The sequence below is a fragment of the Pseudorhodoferax sp. LjRoot39 genome (genome assembly GCF_964253035.1).
Classification (GTDB): domain Bacteria; phylum Pseudomonadota; class Gammaproteobacteria; order Burkholderiales; family Burkholderiaceae_C; genus Pseudorhodoferax.
In genome coordinates, this window is sequence record NZ_CAXUQL020000002.1 from 386259 (window position 1) to 404720 (window position 18462).

General features: G+C 64.4%; 20 protein-coding genes and 2 pseudogenes. 16 read left to right on the top strand and 6 right to left on the bottom strand.

All coding sequences use genetic code 11. The features are described 5' to 3' along the window. The first annotated feature begins 83 nt into the window (after positions 1-83). The 9 genes from ACSQ4M_RS37040 (at position 84) to ACSQ4M_RS37080 (ending at position 7524) form a co-directional block, all read left to right on the top strand. The gene (locus ACSQ4M_RS37040; RefSeq protein WP_436194488.1) at positions 84-1859 is read left to right on the top strand and encodes an IS1634 family transposase; all 1776 of its coding nucleotides are present in this window, start codon (positions 84-86) and stop codon (positions 1857-1859) included. Between the two features lie 85 nt (positions 1860-1944). Further along, the gene (locus tag ACSQ4M_RS37045) at positions 1945-2217 is read left to right on the top strand and encodes a hypothetical protein (protein WP_436194489.1); all 273 of its coding nucleotides are present in this window, start codon (positions 1945-1947) and stop codon (positions 2215-2217) included. Between the two features lie 8 nt (positions 2218-2225). After that, positions 2226-2513 carry a hypothetical protein gene (locus ACSQ4M_RS37050; RefSeq protein ID WP_436194490.1) on the top strand — a complete coding sequence of 96 codons (288 nt, stop codon included), beginning with the start codon at positions 2226-2228 and terminating at the stop codon, positions 2511-2513. 458 nt (positions 2514-2971) lie between these two features. Further along, on the top strand, positions 2972-4372 hold the full coding sequence (locus ACSQ4M_RS37055) for a YncE family protein (RefSeq protein WP_436194491.1): 1401 nt from the start codon (positions 2972-2974) through the stop codon (positions 4370-4372). Continuing rightward, on the top strand, positions 4369-4701 hold the full coding sequence (locus tag ACSQ4M_RS37060; RefSeq protein ID WP_436194492.1) for a DUF305 domain-containing protein: 333 nt from the start codon (positions 4369-4371) through the stop codon (positions 4699-4701). The genes ACSQ4M_RS37055 and ACSQ4M_RS37060 overlap by 4 nt, the downstream gene beginning before the upstream one ends. 27 nt (positions 4702-4728) lie before the next feature. Continuing rightward, the gene (locus tag ACSQ4M_RS37065; protein WP_436194493.1) at positions 4729-5304 is read left to right on the top strand and encodes an RNA polymerase sigma factor; all 576 of its coding nucleotides are present in this window, start codon (positions 4729-4731) and stop codon (positions 5302-5304) included. Continuing rightward, positions 5301-5921 carry a hypothetical protein gene (locus ACSQ4M_RS37070; RefSeq protein ID WP_436194494.1) on the top strand — a complete coding sequence of 207 codons (621 nt, stop codon included), beginning with the start codon at positions 5301-5303 and terminating at the stop codon, positions 5919-5921. The genes ACSQ4M_RS37065 and ACSQ4M_RS37070 overlap by 4 nt, the downstream gene beginning before the upstream one ends. Next, entirely contained in the window at positions 5918-7153 is a 1236-nt protein-coding gene (locus tag ACSQ4M_RS37075; RefSeq protein WP_436194495.1) for a sulfite oxidase, read from the top strand. Before ACSQ4M_RS37070 ends, ACSQ4M_RS37075 begins: the two co-directional genes overlap by 4 nt. A 2-nt stretch (positions 7154-7155) precedes the next feature. Then, a complete protein-coding gene (locus tag ACSQ4M_RS37080) occupies positions 7156-7524 on the top strand; it encodes a c-type cytochrome (protein WP_436194496.1) in 369 nt (122 codons plus the stop codon). A gap of 124 nt (positions 7525-7648) precedes the next feature. On the opposite strand, the gene ACSQ4M_RS37085 is transcribed toward ACSQ4M_RS37080, so the two are convergent. Further along, a complete protein-coding gene (locus ACSQ4M_RS37085; protein ID WP_436194497.1) occupies positions 7649-9178 on the bottom strand; it encodes an IS3 family transposase in 1530 nt (509 codons plus the stop codon). A gap of 69 nt (positions 9179-9247) precedes the next feature. Here ACSQ4M_RS37085 and ACSQ4M_RS37090 point away from each other — a divergent pair. After that, positions 9248-9436: pseudogene (locus ACSQ4M_RS37090) on the top strand (hypothetical protein); the annotation flags it as partial. Positions 9437-9529: 93 nt separating this feature from the next. Here the strand turns inward: ACSQ4M_RS37090 and ACSQ4M_RS37095 are convergent. The 3 genes from ACSQ4M_RS37095 to ACSQ4M_RS37105 all read right to left on the bottom strand — a co-directional run bounded on the left by ACSQ4M_RS37095 (position 9530) and on the right by ACSQ4M_RS37105 (position 11936). Continuing rightward, entirely contained in the window at positions 9530-9712 is a 183-nt protein-coding gene (locus tag ACSQ4M_RS37095; RefSeq protein WP_436194498.1) for a hypothetical protein, read from the bottom strand. A 159-nt stretch (positions 9713-9871) separates the two neighbouring features. Beyond that, the gene (locus tag ACSQ4M_RS37100; protein WP_436194499.1) at positions 9872-10837 is read right to left on the bottom strand and encodes a tripartite tricarboxylate transporter substrate binding protein; all 966 of its coding nucleotides are present in this window, start codon (positions 10835-10837) and stop codon (positions 9872-9874) included. Between the two features lie 10 nt (positions 10838-10847). Continuing rightward, a complete protein-coding gene (locus tag ACSQ4M_RS37105; protein WP_436194500.1) occupies positions 10848-11936 on the bottom strand; it encodes a TauD/TfdA family dioxygenase in 1089 nt (362 codons plus the stop codon). Between the two features lie 92 nt (positions 11937-12028). On the opposite strand from ACSQ4M_RS37105, the gene ACSQ4M_RS37110 reads away from it, so the two are divergent. Next, positions 12029-12958: a LysR family transcriptional regulator gene (locus ACSQ4M_RS37110; RefSeq protein ID WP_436194501.1), complete on the top strand. Its 930-nt coding sequence runs from the start codon at positions 12029-12031 to the stop codon at positions 12956-12958. 80 nt (positions 12959-13038) lie between these two features. On the opposite strand, the gene ACSQ4M_RS37115 is transcribed toward ACSQ4M_RS37110, so the two are convergent. Further along, positions 13039-13449, bottom strand: coding sequence for a hypothetical protein (locus tag ACSQ4M_RS37115; RefSeq protein ID WP_436194502.1), 411 nt, complete (start codon positions 13447-13449; stop codon positions 13039-13041). A gap of 283 nt (positions 13450-13732) precedes the next feature. Between ACSQ4M_RS37115 and ACSQ4M_RS37120 the strand changes: the two are divergent. The 3 genes and pseudogenes from ACSQ4M_RS37120 to ACSQ4M_RS37130 all read left to right on the top strand — a co-directional run. Then, a pseudogene (locus tag ACSQ4M_RS37120) lies at positions 13733-13911 on the top strand (IS630 family transposase); the annotation flags it as partial. A 99-nt stretch (positions 13912-14010) separates the two neighbouring features. Further along, a complete protein-coding gene (locus ACSQ4M_RS37125; RefSeq protein ID WP_436194503.1) occupies positions 14011-14295 on the top strand; it encodes a hypothetical protein in 285 nt (94 codons plus the stop codon). Between the two features lie 255 nt (positions 14296-14550). Beyond that, positions 14551-14685: a hypothetical protein gene (locus ACSQ4M_RS37130; protein WP_436194504.1), complete on the top strand. Its 135-nt coding sequence runs from the start codon at positions 14551-14553 to the stop codon at positions 14683-14685. 165 nt (positions 14686-14850) lie between these two features. Here ACSQ4M_RS37130 and ACSQ4M_RS37135 read toward each other — a convergent pair whose 3' ends face one another. Beyond that, complete coding sequence (locus ACSQ4M_RS37135) at positions 14851-15735, bottom strand: LysR substrate-binding domain-containing protein (RefSeq protein ID WP_436194505.1); 885 nt, start codon at positions 15733-15735, stop codon at positions 14851-14853. A gap of 143 nt (positions 15736-15878) precedes the next feature. Here ACSQ4M_RS37135 and ACSQ4M_RS37140 point away from each other — a divergent pair, with 143 nt between their 5' ends. Together ACSQ4M_RS37140 and ACSQ4M_RS37145 are read left to right on the top strand one after the other, a co-directional pair. Then, positions 15879-16751: a TauD/TfdA dioxygenase family protein gene (locus ACSQ4M_RS37140; RefSeq protein ID WP_436194506.1), complete on the top strand. Its 873-nt coding sequence runs from the start codon at positions 15879-15881 to the stop codon at positions 16749-16751. A gap of 132 nt (positions 16752-16883) precedes the next feature. Next, the gene (locus ACSQ4M_RS37145) at positions 16884-18455 is read left to right on the top strand and encodes an ABC transporter substrate-binding protein (protein ID WP_436194507.1); all 1572 of its coding nucleotides are present in this window, start codon (positions 16884-16886) and stop codon (positions 18453-18455) included. Positions 18456-18462: the final 7 nt, after the last annotated feature.

Here is an 18462-nt window from a genome sequence, read left to right on the forward strand (position 1 = left end):
CGGTAAAGGCGGCATGCACGCTAAGGTCTGTAGTGAAGACCTTGGTCGTTGCGAGGCGCTGGGCGGCTCCGTACAGTGCCTCCATGTTCCTGCGCTGCCAACGACGCAAGAAGGACGGCAAGACCCACGAGTACTGGAGCATCGTGGAGTCGCGCCGCGTGGGCGACGGACGCGTCGTGCAACGCCAGGTGCTGTACCTGGGCGAGATCAACTCTAGCCAGCGCGAGGCTTGGCGCAAGAGCATCGAAGTGCTCGACGAAGGACGGCGCCGGCAGGTGGCGCTGTTCCCAGCCGGCACCATGCCCTGCGACGACGTCGATGCCATCGGTGTGCACCTGAGTGGCCTGCAGTTGCTGCGCCCGCGCCAGTGGGGCGCGTGCTGGCTGGCGCTGCAGCTGTGGGAGCAGCTCGATCTGGACGCATTCTGGGGCCCGCGCCTGCGCGCCTCGCGCGAAGGCACGCCGTGGCTTGACGTGCTCAAGGTGCTGACGGCCTACCGGCTGATCGACCCGGGCTCCGAATGGCGGCTGCACCGCCAGTGGTTCGACACCAGCGCGATGGCCGATCTGCTGGAGGGGGAATTCGCGCTGGCCGAGAAGAACACGCTGTACCGCTGCCTGGACAAGCTGGCCGAGCACAAGGACGCGCTGTTCAAGTTCCTCGTGCAGCGCTGGGGCGAGCTGTTCGGCGCCAAGTTCGAAGTGCTGCTGTACGACCTGACCAGCACCTACTTCGAGACCGACCAGGAGCGCGGTGCCGATGACCTGCGCCAGTACGGCTACAGCCGCGACAAGCGTGGCGACTGCCGCCAGGTGGTGATCGCGCTGATCGTCACGCCCGAGGGCTTCCCGCTGAGCTACGAGGTCATGGCGGGCAACACGGCTGACTCCAGCACGCTCAAGGACTTCCTCCAGCGCATCGAGCAGCGCTACGGGCATGCGGATCGCATCTGGGTGATGGACCGGGGCATCCCCACCGAGGACAGCCTGGCCACCATGCGCGCCATGGGCGCCAGCTACCTCGTAGGCACGCCCAAGGGCCGGCTGACGAAGCTGGAGCAGGCCCTCCTGGCGCAGCCCTGGGAGCAGGTACGCGAAGGCGTCAACGTCAAGCGCCTGGGCGTGGAGGAGGAGGTCTACATCCTGGCGCAAAGCGACAGCCGCATCGACAAAGAGCGCGGCATGCGGCGCAAGCGGCTGCGCCGCTACATCGCGCGGCTCAAGGCCTTGCAGGGCCAGGTGATCACGCGCGACCAATTGCTGATGAAGCTCGGCGCGGCCAAGCACGAGGCCGGCCGCGCAGCACATCTGGTCAAAGTGACGCTGCCCGCCCAGGCCATGACCACGGCCACGCTGGAGTTCGCGCTGGACCGCGCCAAGCTGCGCCAGGTGCGCAGGCGAGAGGGCCGCTACCTGCTGCGCACCAACCTGCGCACGGGCCAGCCCTCGGAGTTGTGGCGCTTCTACATCCAGCTCACCGAGGTGGAGCAGGCGTTCAAGGAACTCAAGCACGACCTGGCCGTGCGGCCGATCTACCACCAGACCGAAGAGCGCATCGAGGCGCACATCTTCGTGGCCTTCCTGGCCTACTGCCTGCAGGTCACGCTCAAGGCCAGGCTGCGCCGCGTGGCCGGGGGCACCACGCCGCGCGAGGTGATCGAGACCTTCAAGAGCATGCAGATGGTGGACGTGCAACTGCCCACCACCGATGGGCGCGCGTTGACGCTGACGCGCTACACGCAACCAGAGCCGCAGCACCGCATGCTGCTGGACCGCCTACGGCTGCAACTGCCTGCGCAGCCGCCGCCACGCATCACCACCGCGCAGATCAAAGCACGCGCTGCAGCACCAGCGATGTAGTGAAGACCTTTGGCGGCTGACTCAACGAAATCAACGGCTTGGATGTGTTCGGCCTATCGAGTTGAGAAAGACGGGCTAGAGCGCGGTGGGCAAGTACGTGTCGCTGGCCCGCGTGCACAACGTGGACTGGGCGTTGGCCCAGACCCTGACCGACGAGGAACTTGAGGCTCGGCTGTACCGGCCGGCACTACCGCGCTCAAGCTACCAGCTCACGCCCGACTTCGCCGCCGTCCACCAGGAGCTCAAGCGTCCGGGCGTCACCCTGCAACTGCTGTGGGAGGAGTACGCCGCAGCCAACGATCTGGCCTACAAGTACACCAGCTTCTGCGTGAAGTACCAGCTTGGGCGCAGGGCCTGAAGCGTTCGATGCGCCAGACTCACCTGGCCGGCGAGAAGCCGTTCGTGGTCTACGCCGGCCAGACCCTGCCGCTTGTAAATGCTGCCACCGGCGAGATCACCGTCGCGGAGATCTTCGTAGCCACGCTCGGGGCGTCGAACTACACCTACGCCTGCGCCACCCGGCGCCAGACCACCGCCGACTGGATCGGTGCGCAGATCCAGGCCCTGGAGTTCTTCGGTGGCGTGCCCCGCTTGATCGTGCCCAACCAGGCTCGGGCCCTGATCAAGCGGCCTGACTGGGACGTTCGACCCTAACCAGCCCGCGCCCTCATACCTCGTCAGACCAACCAGGGGCACCCTGACCGACATCCTATATGCAATGAAGACCCGGCGCTTCATGTCCGAGGTGGCAGGTGCGCGCAGGTATCACCGCGATCCAGCACGAGCGGCGGCGGCTGCACGCGGTGGAGGCTTGTGGGTCGGGGTGTGCGAGGGCTGGAGCTGCAACCCGGACCACGTGGCCAACTTCATCGCCATCGTCAGCGGACAAGGACGCGTGTTGTGATCGAGGACGGGTTGTCTGGCCGCACACGCCAGGGAATGAAACGGCCCGCGCCGCGCTCTTGATCTGAACCACGTGCTGGGCGGCGGTTCACCGGCGCTGCCGGCCCGCGTGCAGGCACGGGAAGCCCAGCGAACAGACGTGGTGGGTCGATGCGGAAAGGCTGGCACACGACCCGAGCGATCACCCCCATCCGACTTTGAAAGCACCCATGACCACCCAACGCCGCGACATCCTCAAGTACACCCTGGCCGCCGCCGCTGCCGCTAGCACGCTGCCGACAGCGCAGGGCCAGGCGCCGTCCGGCGCCGCAGCGGCCACCGCAGCCGCCATCGGCATCGACCCGCGCGACCGCGTCTTCATCACCAACGAAGACTCCAACACCATCGTCGTCATCGACCCCAAAACCAACACTGTCGAAAGCACGATCAACCTGACCAGCTTCGACGAGGACCCGCGGCCGCCCTTCCGTTACGTCTCTGCCGGCGTCGCGCCCACGCACGCGGCGATGATACACAAGCCGCTGTACCACGGCTGCATCGACGCCCACGGCGCCGTGCCTTCGCCCGATGGCCGGCTGCTGGCCACCAGCGGGCGCGGCTCCAGCAACATCTACCTCATCGAAACCGAGCAGCGTCGGGTCATCGGCAACACGCCTAACCCGGCCGCCGGCCTGACGACCAACCCAGAACGCCTGAGCAGTGGCCTGCTGCTGGGCCGCGAGCCGCACGAGCCCACCTTCACGCGCAACGGCAAGGAACTGTGGGTGACGCTGCGCGGTGAAGACCGCATCGCCATCGTCAACGTCGAAGGCGCCGTGCGTCAGTTGAAGGGCGCCGACAGCCCGGGCTCGACCGCCATCCACCAGTTCCTGCCCACGCTGAACGGCCCGGCCCAGGTGTGGTTCAACCGCGAAGGCACGCTGGCTTTCGTGGTCAGCCAGAAGGTGTCGCAGGTCGATGTGTTCCGCGTCAACCCGGGCGCCGACGGCCAAAGCCAGCCCCAGCGCCTGACAACGCTCGACATCAGCGCGCAGGACAAGCACGGCTTCACGCCCTTCATGAAGACCACGCCCGATGGCGCCGAGTTGTGGTTCTCGCACAAGCTGGCCGACGCGCTGTCTTGCCGCTCGACACGGGGCGGCTTCGACCTGATCGACAGCGTGCCGCTGGGCAGGGGCGCGCGGCCCAACCACGTCGAATTCGTCAGCAACGCCCGCGGCAGCGTGGTCTACGCCAGCTTGGGGCGCATCGACGACGGTGGCCCCGGCGGAGTGGCGTCGAGCCCCATCGCCATCATCGACCGCAGAGCGCCAGCCGGCCAGCGCAAGGTGGTGGGCACTTTCTTCAGCTACGGCCGCGAGTCGCATGGGCTGTGGACCAACCCCGAGAACACGCTGCTCTACATCGCCCACGAGCAGGACGAACTGCCCGGCACGCCCAACGCCGGGCAGACGGTGTGCAGCGCTTTCGACGTCAGAGATCCACTGAAGCCGGCCTTCATCGCGCAGATTCCGCTGGGCAACCTGGCCCTGCCTTCGGGCGGTTTGCGCAACAAGAAGAGCATCAACCTCGTCTACGTGCGCGTGGGCGCGAAGGAGCAGACCGCATGAACGCCAGAGGCGCCAGCGCCTTCGAGCGCGAGATGGACGAATCCATGGCGCGCATGATGCAGAACATGCACGGCCCGGGCTATGTCGGCCACGCCGACATCGACTTCCTGGCGATGATGATTCCGCATCACGCCGGCGCCGTCGACATGGCGCAGCTGGTGCTGCAGCACGGCCGCGACCCGGCCACGCGGCAGCTGGCCGAGGAGATCATTGCCGGCCAGACCATCGAGATCGACAGCATGACGCGGCGGCTGGCGGTCTTGCGCAAGCAGTCCGGCGCGGGTCCGGCGGCCGAATTCCCGCCGCTCGGCGGCACGCGCGGGCCCTGAGCGCAAGCTCCGGGTAAGCACCAAGTAATGCGATGGAATGAACCGCGGCGGCTGCCGCTCTTCATCACCATGCTCTTCCAGTCTGCCGAGTCCCGCTACAACACCTGGGTGCGGGACCATTACCGCTTCCTGCTACGCAGCGCCTGGGCGCTGACCGGCTCGCGCGCTATTGCCGAAGACGTGGTGCAGGACTGCTTTGCTAACGCCTGGAAACACCGCGAGCAATTGCGCGATGGGGCGTTGGCGCGGGCCTGGCTGTTCCAGATCATGCGCCGCGCTGCCTTTCGCCAGGCTGTGACGGGAATACAGTCGCTGGACGACGAAGAGCAGCCCGAGCACGCTGCCCCTGATGCCGGCTTGGACGACAAGCTCGATGTCGTCAAGGCATTGGCGCGTCTGGCGCCCATCCACCGCGAAGTGCTGGTGCTGTTTTATTTCGATGACATGCCCACCGCCCAGATGGCCGAGGCGCTGGAGATCGCGCCGGGCACCGTGCTGTCGCGCCTAGCCCGCGCGCGCGACGCGCTGAAGCTGGTGATGGGCGTGCCGGTGCGTGCGCCCAGCGGCGCCCAGGTCACGCCGTTGCGGAAGAACCAGAGATGACACCCGAACTCCGACCGCGCGAGTTCCCGGATAGCGACTTCGACCTGCGCGCACGCGCCGAGCTCTCGTTGGCCTACCCCGCTGACGACGCCCCACCGCAGCTGTTGCGCAAGACGCCGCCGCTGCTGTCGCGCCGCGGCTTCCAGCGGTCTGTGCTGGTGCTGTTGCTGGCCGGCAGCGGTGCCGGCGCCGTGCTGGCCATGCGCCCGCCCGAACTGGTGCGCGGTGCCCTCGAGCACGAATACTTCGAGCGCACGCTGCGCGGCACCTTCATGGCCAGCGCGCCCCTGCTGCAGCATCTGGGGCTGGGCGGCAAACAGGTCGTGCCCGGCTTCCCGCAGCTGATGCGGCCTTGCGACATCGACGGCCACCTCGTCTACCACCTCACAACCTTTTTCGAGAAGGGCGGCATGGTCACGGTGTTCGCCTTCGACAAGGTAGTGGCGCTGCAAGAAGGCAGCGGCTGGTGGGGCAATGTCCACTGGAAAGTCATCACCTCGCGCGACGGCAAGCCGCTGGTGCTGGTGGCGCATAAGAAACAGGCCCTGGCCGTGGCGCAAAGTCAGTTCGGCCCACCTATCGACACCCCCACACCGACCCCCAAGGAGACACGATGAACAAGACCTTGAACTCGCTGCCGCGGCGCCAGCTGCTGGCCGGCAGCGCCAGCGCCCTGGCCGCGGCCGGACTGGCAACCTTCACGCGCGGCGCCGCTGCCGCGGGCGAGACCCCGGTGGCGACGGCGGCAGCTGCCACCCCGAAGCCGCTTCCCGCCTACGTGAACTGGAAAGACCCGGCCAGTGTCATCGTGCACAGCAGCAGCACCATCGAAACCCGGCGTGCGGCCTTCGGCAGCGGCGTCATCACGCCGGCAGAACAGCTCTACATCCGCAACAACCTGCCGGCGCCCGACGCCTCCATCGTTGCCGACCGCGACGCCTGGCAGGTGGCCATCGAAGGCGTGAAGGTCCCGCGGACGCTGACGCTGCGCGAGCTGAAGACGATGGGGGTGGAGACCACGGCGATGGTGTTGCAGTGCTCGGGCAACGGCCGCGGCTACTTCCCCAGCAAGCCCAGCGGCACGCCTTGGCAGGTTGGTGCGGCGGGTTGCGTGATTTGGACCGGCGTGCCGGTGCGCGTGGTGGCTGAGGCACTGGGCGGCGTGGTGCCGGGCGCAGGCTTCCTGACCGGCACCGGTGGCGAGAAGCTGCCCGAGGGCCTGGACCCGCTGAGCATCATCGTCGAGCGCTCGGTGCCGGCCGCGGCCATAGCCGATGCTCTGCTGGCCTGGGAAATGAACGGCGTGCCGATCTCGCTGGCCCACGGCGGCCCGCTGCGCCTGATCGTGCCCGGCTACACCGGCGTGAACAACATCAAGTACGTCAAGCGCCTGGCCTTCACGGCCAAGGAGACCGAAGCGAAGATCATGTCGCACGGCTACCGCATCTCACCGCCGGGCGGCAAGGGCGACCCCAGGCAGCCGTCGGTGCAGGAGATGACGGTCAAGTCGTGGATTAACTCGCCCGCACCCGATGCAGCCGGCGTGAATGCCGGCCTGGTGCAGGTGCAAGGCGTGGCCTTCGGCGGGCTGAACGGCGTCAAGCGCGTCGAGGTGTCGCTGGACGGCGGCAAGACCTGGAGCGACGCACGGCTCACCGGGCCGGACCTCGGCCGCTATGCATGGCGCCAGTTCGTGCTGCCTGCCAGGCTGCCGGCCGGCAGCCACACGCTGGCCAGCCGCGCCACCGACTCCGCAGGCAACGTGCAGCCCGAGCAGCGCATGGAAAACGCCGGTGGCTACAACAACACGAGCTGGGCCGACCACGCCGTGAAAGTGACGGTGGCCTGAGCATGCGCAGCACCCCCCAGCATCCCCTTGTATGGCATGCGTTGCGGATCGCGTCGGTGCTAGTCGCCGGCCTGGCGTTACCCGTTCTGCCCGCGCTGGCGGCCGACGACAGCGCGCAGTTCGCCCTGGGGAAGAAGTTGTTCCTGCATGGTGTTATCCCTTCGTGCGCGGTTTGCCACACCCTGCAGGCCGCGGGTGCCGAAGGCGCCGTCGGCCCGGTGCTAGACGAGTTGAAGCCCGACGCTGCGCGCGTGGCGAAGGCGCTACGCGACGGGCTGGGCCAGATGCCCTCGTACAAGGACAAGCTCACCGACGCAGAAATCGCGGCCCTGGCGCTTTACGTGTCTAAGGCTAGCGGGGGTACCAGGTGAGACTTTGGGCGGGTGGAATCTGCGGGGCAGCCCCCACCGCTGAAGGTTCATCCGCGCGGGCCGTAAGCTGTTCGTGCCGACCCAACACTGACCATCGGGGGGTGCGGCAGAAAACTTGGACGGGTTATGTGGCGAGCCCAAGGTTGCGCCGGTACTCGATGGGGCTACGGGCTCCCAGCGAGATCTTGATCCGGTCCGCGTTGTACCAAAGGATGTAGGAGTGCAGCGCCGCGATGAAGTCCTCGATGGTCGTGGACAGCCAGCTGCGGGCGTAAAACAGCTCGGTCTTCAGGCGGCCGAAGAAGCCTTCACACGCAGCGTTGTCCGGTGAGCATGCCTTGCGAGACATGGAGCGCGCAAGCCTCGCATCAGCGATCCGAGACAGCCATCCAGGCCACCGGTAGTGGGCGCCGCGATCGGAATGCACAACCGGCCGTTCGTTGCTGGCTGAGACGGTCCCGATGGCCGCGTCCAGCATCGTGTTGACGAGCTCGGCGTCCGGGCGCGTTCCGATCGTCCAGCTGACGACCATGCCATCGAAGCAGTCGATCATGGGCGACAGATACACCTTGCCCGCTGGGATCTGGAATTCCGTGATGTCGGTGAGCCACTTCTCGTTCGGTGCGGCTGCGCTGAAGTCGCGCTGCAGGAGGTTGTCCGGCGCAGGGCTGATCTCGCCCATGTAGGAGCCGTATCGTCGGCGCTTGGGCGTGGCGGCAACCAAGCATTCCTGCTTCATCAGCCGCTGCACGACCTTTTCCGAGATGTTCACGCATTGCCTGCTCAATGAGGCCTGCATCCGACGGTAGCCATAGCAGCGGTAGTTTCGCTCGAAGATGTCAGCCATCACGCGACGCACGTCGACGTACTTGTCGGCAACATCGAGCCGCGCACGATGGTAGAAGTAGGAGCTGCGGGGCAGGCCCGCCTCGCGCAGCAGTTCATCCAGTCCGTAGGTCGGTCTCAGGGCATCAACCAGCTGCGTCTTCTCCCGATTCGTCAGGAGATGCCGGTTGATGCCCAGGTCTTTTTTTAGGAGTTCGTTCGCCTTCTTCAGCAGGTCTTGCTCGAGGCGCAGGCGTCGGACTTCTTGCCGCAGTGCCGCGGCTTGTTGTTCCAGCTCGGCCAACTCAGGACTTGGCTGAAGATCTTGCTTGCGCTTCATGGATGCAGGTGCGTCGTGGCCGAGCAGCTGATTCTTCCAGGTGTACAGCGATGGCCGAGATACGCCCAACTCCTTGGCGACCGATCGCGCGCTGCCCTCCCGCATGCACAGCTCGATCACCGCGGCCTGCTTCATTGCGGGCGTCAGCGCCGCCGACCGCCCAACAACGCGCTTGTGAGTCTGCGGATGCAGCTCCTGGACCCAGAATGGAAGCAACGTCCGCGATGGGTAGCCCAGTGCCTTGATGGTCGCCGCGAAGCAGCGCCCGTGCTCCAGATAGTGCGCGACCGCGAACTCCTTCTGGGCCTGCGAATACCTCGGCGCGCGCGTGTACCCGGTCGCCAAACCAAGGCCTTGCTCGTACTCCTGGTACCAGTGCTTGAGCGTGTTCTTGGTTGGAAAACCAAGCTGTCGAATCGTCAGTCCGACCCGTTTGCCGAGCTTGATGTAGAGCTGGACCGCTCGAAGCCGATCCTCGTATGAAAACATGAACTACCCCTTCAGGTAGTCCAAGTTTTCCGCCGCAGCCCCATCGGGTCAAGATTGGATCGGCGCCGACAGCGCGGGCCCTGGAAGACCCGTGAGGCGGTCGAACTGACCACGCTGGAGTGGGTCTCGTGGTTCAACCACCATCGCCTGCTGGAGCCCATCGGTTACATCCCGCCGGCCGAGGTCGAGGCCAACTACTGGAGGCACCAAGCGCCGGCCTCATCCACAACCAAGCCTGCCCGAGCGGCAGCGCAGTAGGAGGGTTGAACCATGAGTACATGGCCCAACCGGGGGCCTCCGGCGGCCCCTGCGGGGGGCTGGAATAATGAAAACGCAAACAGCCAAAAGAAGTCAGACCATGCCGGTTTGACTGAAGCCAACAGGCCTCCTTGAAAGCCGGTGCGGTTCAGCGGCGCCCTGAGCACGACCGGTGCACATGGTGACCACCACGTACTTGAACTGGTGGTGCTTGCCCTCGCGTAGCGCGTGGTCCACCCAGATGCGGGCAGGAGAGAGGATGCCAGCTTCGCTCATTGAGTAATCCTTCGGCGCACCCCGCTTGATGTCTTGCCTGCTTAGACAAGGTCTACCTCGAGCGAGCGGCTGCCAACTTGAATCGGAGCGGTTCGCATCGGCCGCATCGCAGAACGCCAGCACAACCTGACTTAAAGTGCGCTGTCGCGGTCCAAGTGACTACTGTGTGCGTCCGTTGGCCTTGAGCAACTTCACGAACAGCTCTGCCCTGGCGTTGTCCTGCTTCAGAAACTCGGTGAACGCTGGGGTATCCAGGTAAGCGCTCGTGGCCCCGAGATTCTGAAGTTTCGTGCGGACCTCGTCGTCGGATGCCGCGGCTCTCACGGCAGCAGAGAGCCTATCAATCACCTGAGAAGGCGTTCCTACGCGGACATGGAGGCCCAGCCAGCTGTCAATGGCAGCATCTCGGTATCCGCTCTCAGCCATGGTTGGCACGTCTGGAAGCAAAGGGGAACGCGACGAACTGGTAATCGCCAGTGCTCGCAGCTGCCCGCTCTTCACCAAGGGGAACACGACGTTAAATGGGGTAACGGCCATGACATGCGTGCCATTTAGCAAGTCAGGCAGGTACGCGGACCCGCCTTTGTATCCTACGGCTGTGAATTTGACCTTGGCCTGGTGCTGCAGCATCTCCTTCACCATCGTCTGAGAGGCGCCGAGCCCGGACTCGGGTATGTTCAAGTCAGGCTTCGCAAGCGCCATTGTGATCAGATCACGCAGGGTCTGCGCGGAGGAAGAGCTCGGTACGACCAACAAACTCGGCGACAGTGCAAAGCGCGCGACAGGCACAAGTTGGTCAGGTCGCCACTGCAAATCCTTTTCCACTGCAGGATTGATCGTGAGGTACGAGGCACTGGCTAGTAGGGTCAGTCCGTCGGCGGGCGCCTGCAGGACGGCGACTGGCCCCAAATTCGCATTGGCACCTGCGCGATTTTCGATGATCACCGGCTGCTGCAGTTCGGTAGACAGGCGCGGCACAATGATCCGGTTCATCACATCGATCAGGCCGCCGGGAGCGTAGGAGACTACGATCTTCAAGGCTTTACTGCTGCCCCCTTGGGCATAGCTGCTCGATGCGGCGAACGCGAGCGTAGCCGCGATGGCGTGGCGACGTTTCAGGTTCATAAATAGTCTCTCAGACGGCTTCCAGCGGGGCGACCAGCGGCACGCCAGGTACTCGGATGCCAGCGGGACGGCCGGATGCGGTTTCACCGTTCCTTTGCCGGATGACGAGGGGCAGGTCGGGGCCGTCTTCGCAAGCTACCCATAGGCGCAACAGGTGCCTGCGTTGGTGCTGTTCCGGCCAGTCCTCGTACGAGGTCCGGGAGTGGAAGACCGAGTGATTTCCTGCGAGCTGAATGTCGCCGGGCCGAAATTCCATATCAAGGTGAAGCTCGGGATCCGCTGCCAATGTGTCCACAAAGTCGAGTGCCTCCACCTGTTTGGGCGTTAGGGGCGGCACGCCTGGAATGGCTTGCGCTTTCATGATGGCGCTGCGCACATACGTTGCGAGCATACGGCCGTTGTGCGGCACGAAGAGGGGCACCGGCTCGAACGCCTTCTTGCCTGCCGGAATCTCACCCCAGCGGGTGTAGTAGAGCGGGTCCATGAGAGTCTCCGCCAGATCGGGGCGGCGCCGAAGCAGTTCGTTCCAAATCGTGGTGGAACTAACCATCGAGGACAGTCCCCCCGCCTTCGCGGTCCGCAGACACAGCAAGGCGACGATGTCCGACGAGTCTGTGTGATATGGCAGACGCGCGTTGGTTTGGTAGCCCCGCGTTTCCGGGTCGGTGTAGTTCAACCCCAGGTTTGCGACATGCCCCAGCACGTGGCCCTTACCGTTTTGCGACACCGGTTCGCCGAAGTGCAGTCCGATGCCCCAAAAGGCAATGGCCGCCTGGCGCATCGAGTACCGGTCCACCGGGATGCCCCGAAATAAGTGGAAACCTTTGCCATGTAGTGATTCTTGCCGTGCCCGCGCCAGCAGGGGGCCGACGGTCGGCAGAACGAAGTCCGCACGCTTGACGTTAAGGATCTCCAGTCCGGAGCGTTCGGTGCTTTGCACTGCGGCATCAATTTCGGCGATTTCGGAAGGCTTGAATTCATGGATCCAGTCGCTCCGGCGCCCCATCTCGGGACCGAACCAAAACTGCGAGTTGGTGTACGTAACGAGTCGAGGAGGCTGGTCGGCTGCCCCGGTGTGCATGACGGAGGTGGTGTGCATGAGAGTGGTCGCAGAGTTCGGTGGTCCAAGTATGCGGAGCGAGCACCCTGCGGTCCAATGAAATTCTTGGCCCGTGTCATATCCGAAATGTTATGCTTCGACAGGTGATCGGTCTAAATCTCAGCCATCTGGAGACGTTCTGCGAAGTCGCTAAATCGTTGAACCTGACGCACGCGGCCGAGCGACTTCATAGAACACAGCCCGCACTCTCTCGGCAGCTGAGCGACTTGGAGCACCGCATTTGCTTGAAGCTGTTTACGCGCCAAGGGCGCGGCATGAAGCTTACAGCTGCTGGTGAAGAGCTGTACGCTCGATCCCTGGCCATCGTCTCAGCAACTGAAGATCTTGCCGCCCGGGCGCGGGCGCTGGCAAGTGGCCACGTCGGTCTCCTGCGAGCAGGCGCCATGACGATCTCGCTGGACGTCATCATGCCGGCGGTGCTTGCCGAATTTCGGAGCCGCCACCCCAACGTCGAGGTAAAGCTGGTGGAGGCCGACACGCGGGAACTGGTGGCAATGGTTGAGTCAGGCGAGTTGGATGTGGCTCTGACCCGCGACGTGCAGAATGACTCGATTGCCTCCACTCGGCTGTTTCCAATGCATGTGGTTGCCGTGTTCCCCGCGCAACATCCTCTGGGAGGGCAGGCAACCGTAGAAGTTCGGGATCTGCAAGAGGAGCCCCTGCTCCTGACACCTCCTGACACAGGTAGCCGCGTTCTGTTGTCTCAAGTGTGCCGCGCTGCCAGTCTCAATCTGCGACACGTCCGCATTGAAAGCCGCTCCTATGGAGGACTCGTGGCGATGGCGCAGTCGGGATATGGCGTTGCGGTAGTACTGTCGACCGTAGGTTTGGCAAGGCCAGGCATCCTGATGACTCCGGTCGTGCACGAAGGGAAGGGGTTAGATATTTGGTTTTCGGCAGTATGGCACCGTCGTAGCGATCTGCCGGATCACGCGCAGGCATTTATCGCGGTGGCAGAGGAGATCACGCGTTTCATACCAGCAGCGTCACGGATCTGCTGAGCACCCTAGTGGTGCTCTGCCACTGCGCTCAATCTCCACGCTATGCTCGCCGCCGAGCGGATCGCGCTCGAGAAGCACCTTCAGGCGCAGATCGAGCTTGTGCGCGTCGAACTCGACCGCATCGAAGGCGTCCAACACTGCCCGGGTGGACTGGCGCAGTCCGAGATGGGCTTGATGCGGGTGCCGGACGCACGCGCGGCCAACGCGAAGTTGTCATCGATCCATGCCCGCAGCGTCCTGCCCAGGGCGCGTACCGCCTTGTCCTGCTGATTGAGCGGGTAGTCCCCGCCGGTCAGGCCGAGATCGCGGCACGACTTGTGGAAGCGGCCGGTGGCCGCCTTGAGCCCGGAGAGTCGGCCGCGCTCACCGCCAGGTTGCAGAGTGACTTTGCCTTCGGTGACCTCGGCGCGCAGTTGTCTGGCCAAGGCAGGGTGGCGCATCAGCAACTGTGCGAACGCTCCGGCGTTGCCGGCCTTGACGTCAACCAGCACCCGAGGCGTGACTGTCGTAGGCGCGGACGTGTGTTTGGGGCACCAAGGCCCGGAATCCACAGAGCCGGCCATCGGGATGTGCACGCGATTGCCCGGGAGATCAGGCGCAGCATCGTGGCCCGGTGCACGCCGGTGTCGGCCTCAATGCCCGCAAGAGGTTGGCCGCGGGCGTACGCGGTGACGGCAGCGGCGCGCGCTTTGAATACCGCGGACTTAGCATTAGGGAGAGGGCGGGAATAGACTTTGGGCCAGTGGGTAAGCCGCAGGGCCCGTTGTTCAGTTCACCGACAAGGCCATCCGCCGCGGCTCGTTCACCAGCGTCAAGCAAATGGTGCAGCGCATCGACCACTTCGTCGCCGCGCACAACGCCAATTGCAAGCCCTTCAAATGACTGCAACCGCTGACTCGATCCTGGAGAAGCTGCATCGACTTTGTTCACGTATCAGTGGGACAGGACACTAGTGAGCCTGCCGCAATGGGGCGCTGGCCAAGCTTCGCGCGCACAAGCGAGCGGCGCTGCTGGCGGCCACCAAAGAGCGACTGGCGCAGATCCAACTGCGCGTGCAGGCAAGCAAGCTCAGTGGGCAGGATGTGATCGGCGTGCGGGTAGGCAAGATCATCAACAGGTTCAAGTTGGTCAAGCACTTTGATCTGCAGATCACGCAGAGCGCTGTGCCCTGGGCGCGCACGGCGGACAGCATCACCAGCGAGGCTGCGCTCGATGGTCTGTACATCATTCGCACCTCGGTGCCTGCGGCGCAGATGGTGCGCCGCAGTGCGTGCGCAGCTACAAGTCCCGGCCAGCGTGGAGCGGGCCTGTCGCTCGATGAAGACCATCGAATCTGAAGGTGCGCCCGACCCACCACCGGCTGGCCGACCGGGTGCGTGCGCACATCCTGCTGTGCATGCTGGCCTACTAAGTGGCGTGGCATCTGCGCGAGGCCTGGCGCGCGCTGATGTACGCCGACACCTAGCAGCAGGCCAAGGCCACACGTGACCCCGTGGCGCCCGCTGTGCGCTCCGAATTGGCGCAGGACAAGGCATCCTCAACCTGCTGCCGATGGCACGCCGGCGCACAGCTTTGCCACTTTGACGCCCGACATGGCCACCCTCGTGCGCAACACCTGCCGCATGCCCGGCGTCGGCGAAGCGGACGCACCGAGCTTCGAGGTGATCACCACCGTCACCGCCTGGCAGCAACGCGCCATGGCGTTGGTCAACGACTTCAAGCCGTAGACAGAAACCGGAACCAATGAATCAAGCCAAGTGCTTGATGGGAAAGGGAAACTTGGGCATCTGTTCGGAGAACTTCAGACTAGCAGCAATACTGGGCGTCGCAGCAGAAACTGTGGACTTCAACATCCGCGCCACCATGGGGCCAGGACGCGCTTGATTGCCGGTTCACATGCCCTCGCTGGCGGCAATCGCATCGAACGCATGCGCGGCCGGGCTCATCGGGCGGTCCCGTAGTCGTGCGCGGTACAGCTTGCGTCTGGGCCGGAAACCCTCGATCGCGACTGTCATCACCCGACCAAGTCCGATCTGGTCGCGAGCGACCTCGAGGCTGATCATCGTCACGCCGAGGCCGGCGGCGACGAACTGCACGACCGCTCCATTGCTGCTGACTTCGAGAATCCGGTGCACTTCGATGCCGATCTCGTGAAGCAGATTCTGTGCAACCTCGCGCGTACCGGAACCGGCTTCGCGCATGATCCAGCGCATCGTGCCGAGCTGTGCAGGGTCGATCGGATCGCGCGCGGTGAACAGGTGCCTGGCACTCGCAAGGATCACCATTTCGTCTTCGCGCCAGTCGAGCAGCTCGATACGCGGATCGTGAGTCGGCGCCTCGACCAGTGCGACGTCGATTTCGCAGGCGAGCAGTTTCTCCTCGATCGTAATGGTGTTGTCACTGACGATGCGAACGTCGATATCCGCAAATCTCTCGAGAAAGCGGGCGATCAGTTTCGGCAGGATGTAGGTCGCGATCGAGTGGCCGGCACCGATGACCAGGTTGCCGGCTTCTAGGCCGCGCAGTCCGCGCAGATCCGACTCGGCCGCATGCTCGAGCGCGAAGATTCCCTTCGCGTGTCGGTACAACGCGGTGCCCGCCTCAGTGCAGCGCAGCGTTCCGCCCGCGCGTTCGAGCAGTGCAATCCCGAGCTGTTCTTCGAGCTCGCGGACCGCGCGAGAGACCGCCGGCTGGCTGACATGGATCGCCCTGGCGGCGCGGGTGAAACCGCCCTGCTCGACGACAGATGCAAAGGTTCGCAGCAGATGCAGGTTCATCGATGGGCATAACGATATGTTATGGAACCCGAATGATAATGTCTTTGCAACATCGCGGCCCGGCACGCATGATTAACCGCGGACCACAACCGCACATGCACAACCCGATAGGACCTGGGCCACGGTCCGCACTAGGAGACGACATGAGCTACCAGAAACTGAAGGTTCGGAAGTTGACGCCGCGGATCGGCGCCGAACTCTTCGGCGTCGACTTGGCGCAGCCGCTCGACAACGAGACCTTTCGCGAGATCCGGGTCGCATTGCTGGAAAACCAGGTGATCTTCTTCCGCGACCAGAACATCACGATAGACCAGCACAAGGACTTTGGTCGCCGCTTCGGCGAGTTGCACATCCACCCGGCCGCGCCGTCGCCCGAAGGACACCCAGAGATCCTGCGGATTCACGGCGATGCGAATTCGAAGCGGGTCGCAGGAGAGGGCTGGCACACTGATGTCTCCTGCGACGCGGAGCCCCCGATGGGCAGCATCCTGCGGCTGCACACCGTGCCCGATACCGGCGGCGACACCCTGTTCGCGAGCATGTACGCGGCTTACGATGCGCTTTCTCAACAAATGAAGGACTTCCTCGCAGGGCTGACTGCGATCCATTCCGGCGAACAGGTCTATCGCGGTCGCTATGAGTATGACGGCGGTCAGCGCGACGACACCCGCAAGTCCTTCCCCGTCAACGAGCATCCGGTGATCCGCACCCACCCGGAAACCGGCCGGCAGAGCATCTACGTCAATGCGAGCTTCACCAGCCACATTCCGCAGCTCTCAAGGCGCGAGAGCGACGCGGTGTTGGGCTACCTTTACGCCCACTGTGCGCGTCCCGAGTTCCAATGCCGGTTCCGCTGGGAAGTCGGCTCTATCGCCTTCTGGGACAACCGCTGTGCGCAGCACCACGCGCTGTGGGACTACTTCCCGAACGTACGCAGCGGCAACCGGGTCACGATCAAGGGCGATCGTCCGTTCTACCGGGCCCAAACGCCCGAGCGCACTGCGATCGCCGCCTGATCCACGGCGACCGCGCCGAGACTTTAATTGAGCACCGCCGCCCTTCGGGGGCGGTGAAGTGCCGGAAGCAGACCGGGACTGGGCTCGCCCGCAGAGCGCCCGCCTGCAAAAGAAAAATGTGGAGACATCCGGATGCGCACTGAACTTTCCATCTGCCTTCGCGGCTACGTGGGCCGCGCCGCACGCCTCGGCCGCGACACGGCCCTCATGCTGCTGACCGTCGGACTGCTCGGCGCGTCAGCGACGGCCGCCGCGCCTCGGCACGGCGGCACCCTGAACGTAGGTCTCGAAGCCGACTTCCCAGGCTTCGATCCCTTGATCATGGGAGCCCTCGTCGAACGCATGGTTGCAATGTCTTTCTACGAGACGCTAATGGACATGAACGCGCAGGGCGAGATCGTCCCGCATCTGGCCGAGTCGCTGAAGGTCTCTGACGACGGCACCAGCTACACACTGAAGCTGCGTACCGGTATCAAGTTCCACGATGGCACTCCACTCGACGCCGCGGCGGTGGTATTCAACTTCCGGCGCCTGATGGATCCGGCCAACGGCTGCCGCTGCCAGGCGAACGTCGTCGGGATCAAGAGCGTCGACGCGACCGGCCCACATACGGTCGTGTTCACACTGAAGACGCCGGACGCCGCTTTCCCGGCGGTGCTGGCCGACGTGCCTGGCATGGCGACCTCGCCGACCGCGATTCGCAAGGCGCAGGAAGCGGGCCTCAAGTACGCAGACACTCCGGTGGGAACCGGGCCGTTCCGGCTGGTCGAATGGAAGCGCGGTGTATCTCTGAAGGTCGAGCGCAATCCTGATTACTGGCAGAAAGGCTTGCCCTACCTCGACGGCGTCGTCTACCGACCGATCCCGGACCAGCAGACGCGGATGGCCAGCCTGACCGCCGGTGATATCCAGCTCTCGGCGGTGCCGTCAGCGCAGGACGTCGCGGCAGCCAAGTCGGGCACGACGCGGGTCCAACTGGTTGAGTCGCCGGGGCTCGGCTCCGCTTTCGCGATGTTCAACGCGAAGCGCGAGCCGACGAATGATCCGCGCGTGCGCCAGGCGCTGTTCCATGCGACCGACCGGGCGCTGATCCTGAAGACACTCTTCCGTGGGATTTACCCCCTCGCGAACCAGCCTTTTGGTCCAGGGCTGGCAGCCGGGCGCCAGGACGTGAAATTCCCAGCCTACGATCCCGCGAAAGCGCGTGCGCTGCTCAAGGAATACGGCAAACCGGTGAAGTTCACGTTCTCGGTGACGGCAACTCCCGATAGTGTGCAGATGGCGCAGGTGCTGCAGCAAATGTGGCAAAAGGTAGGCATCGAGGTGAAGATCGAACAATTGGAGCAGCTACAACTGATCGGCAAGGCAATCAAACACGACTTCAACGGCATGTACTTCCGTTGGCCAGGGCGCGGCGATCCGGACATGAACGTCTATCCGTTCTTTCACTCGAAGAGTACCCGCAACTACACACAGTACGCGAACCCCGAAATGGATCGGTTGCTTGAAGTCGGGCGTGGCACATTCGATCCGAAGACGCGGCTCGCGATCTACACGCAAGTTTCGCAGTTGCTGGCGTCTGACGGGAGCTACCTGTTCCTGTTCCCGAGCACGAACTTCTTCCTGACCAGCCGGAAGCTCCAAGGCCTGCCGAAGATTCCTGACGGACTGCCCAGAGTCGGCCAAGTCTGGCTCGCGAAGTAGAGGGCGG

Coding starts and splice junctions, on each gene's coding strand:
- ACSQ4M_RS37145 (WP_436194507.1), top strand. CDS start 16,884: ATGCGCACTGAACTTTCCATCTGCCTTCGCGGCTACGTGGGCCGCGCC.
- ACSQ4M_RS37085 (WP_436194497.1), bottom strand. CDS start 9,178: ATGTTTTCATACGAGGATCGGCTTCGAGCGGTCCAGCTCTACATCAAG.
- ACSQ4M_RS37055 (WP_436194491.1), top strand. CDS start 2,972: ATGACCACCCAACGCCGCGACATCCTCAAGTACACCCTGGCCGCCGCC.
- ACSQ4M_RS37100 (WP_436194499.1), bottom strand. CDS start 10,837: ATGAACCTGAAACGTCGCCACGCCATCGCGGCTACGCTCGCGTTCGCC.
- ACSQ4M_RS37140 (WP_436194506.1), top strand. CDS start 15,879: ATGAGCTACCAGAAACTGAAGGTTCGGAAGTTGACGCCGCGGATCGGC.
- ACSQ4M_RS37070 (WP_436194494.1), top strand. CDS start 5,301: ATGACACCCGAACTCCGACCGCGCGAGTTCCCGGATAGCGACTTCGAC.
- ACSQ4M_RS37080 (WP_436194496.1), top strand. CDS start 7,156: ATGCGCAGCACCCCCCAGCATCCCCTTGTATGGCATGCGTTGCGGATC.
- ACSQ4M_RS37105 (WP_436194500.1), bottom strand. CDS start 11,936: ATGCACACCACCTCCGTCATGCACACCGGGGCAGCCGACCAGCCTCCT.
- ACSQ4M_RS37040 (WP_436194488.1), top strand. CDS start 84: ATGTTCCTGCGCTGCCAACGACGCAAGAAGGACGGCAAGACCCACGAG.
- ACSQ4M_RS37095 (WP_436194498.1), bottom strand. CDS start 9,712: ATGAGCGAAGCTGGCATCCTCTCTCCTGCCCGCATCTGGGTGGACCAC.
- ACSQ4M_RS37060 (WP_436194492.1), top strand. CDS start 4,369: ATGAACGCCAGAGGCGCCAGCGCCTTCGAGCGCGAGATGGACGAATCC.
- ACSQ4M_RS37135 (WP_436194505.1), bottom strand. CDS start 15,735: ATGAACCTGCATCTGCTGCGAACCTTTGCATCTGTCGTCGAGCAGGGC.
- ACSQ4M_RS37110 (WP_436194501.1), top strand. CDS start 12,029: ATGCTTCGACAGGTGATCGGTCTAAATCTCAGCCATCTGGAGACGTTC.
- ACSQ4M_RS37050 (WP_436194490.1), top strand. CDS start 2,226: ATGCGCCAGACTCACCTGGCCGGCGAGAAGCCGTTCGTGGTCTACGCC.
- ACSQ4M_RS37075 (WP_436194495.1), top strand. CDS start 5,918: ATGAACAAGACCTTGAACTCGCTGCCGCGGCGCCAGCTGCTGGCCGGC.
- ACSQ4M_RS37130 (WP_436194504.1), top strand. CDS start 14,551: ATGGCCACCCTCGTGCGCAACACCTGCCGCATGCCCGGCGTCGGCGAA.
- ACSQ4M_RS37065 (WP_436194493.1), top strand. CDS start 4,729: ATGCGATGGAATGAACCGCGGCGGCTGCCGCTCTTCATCACCATGCTC.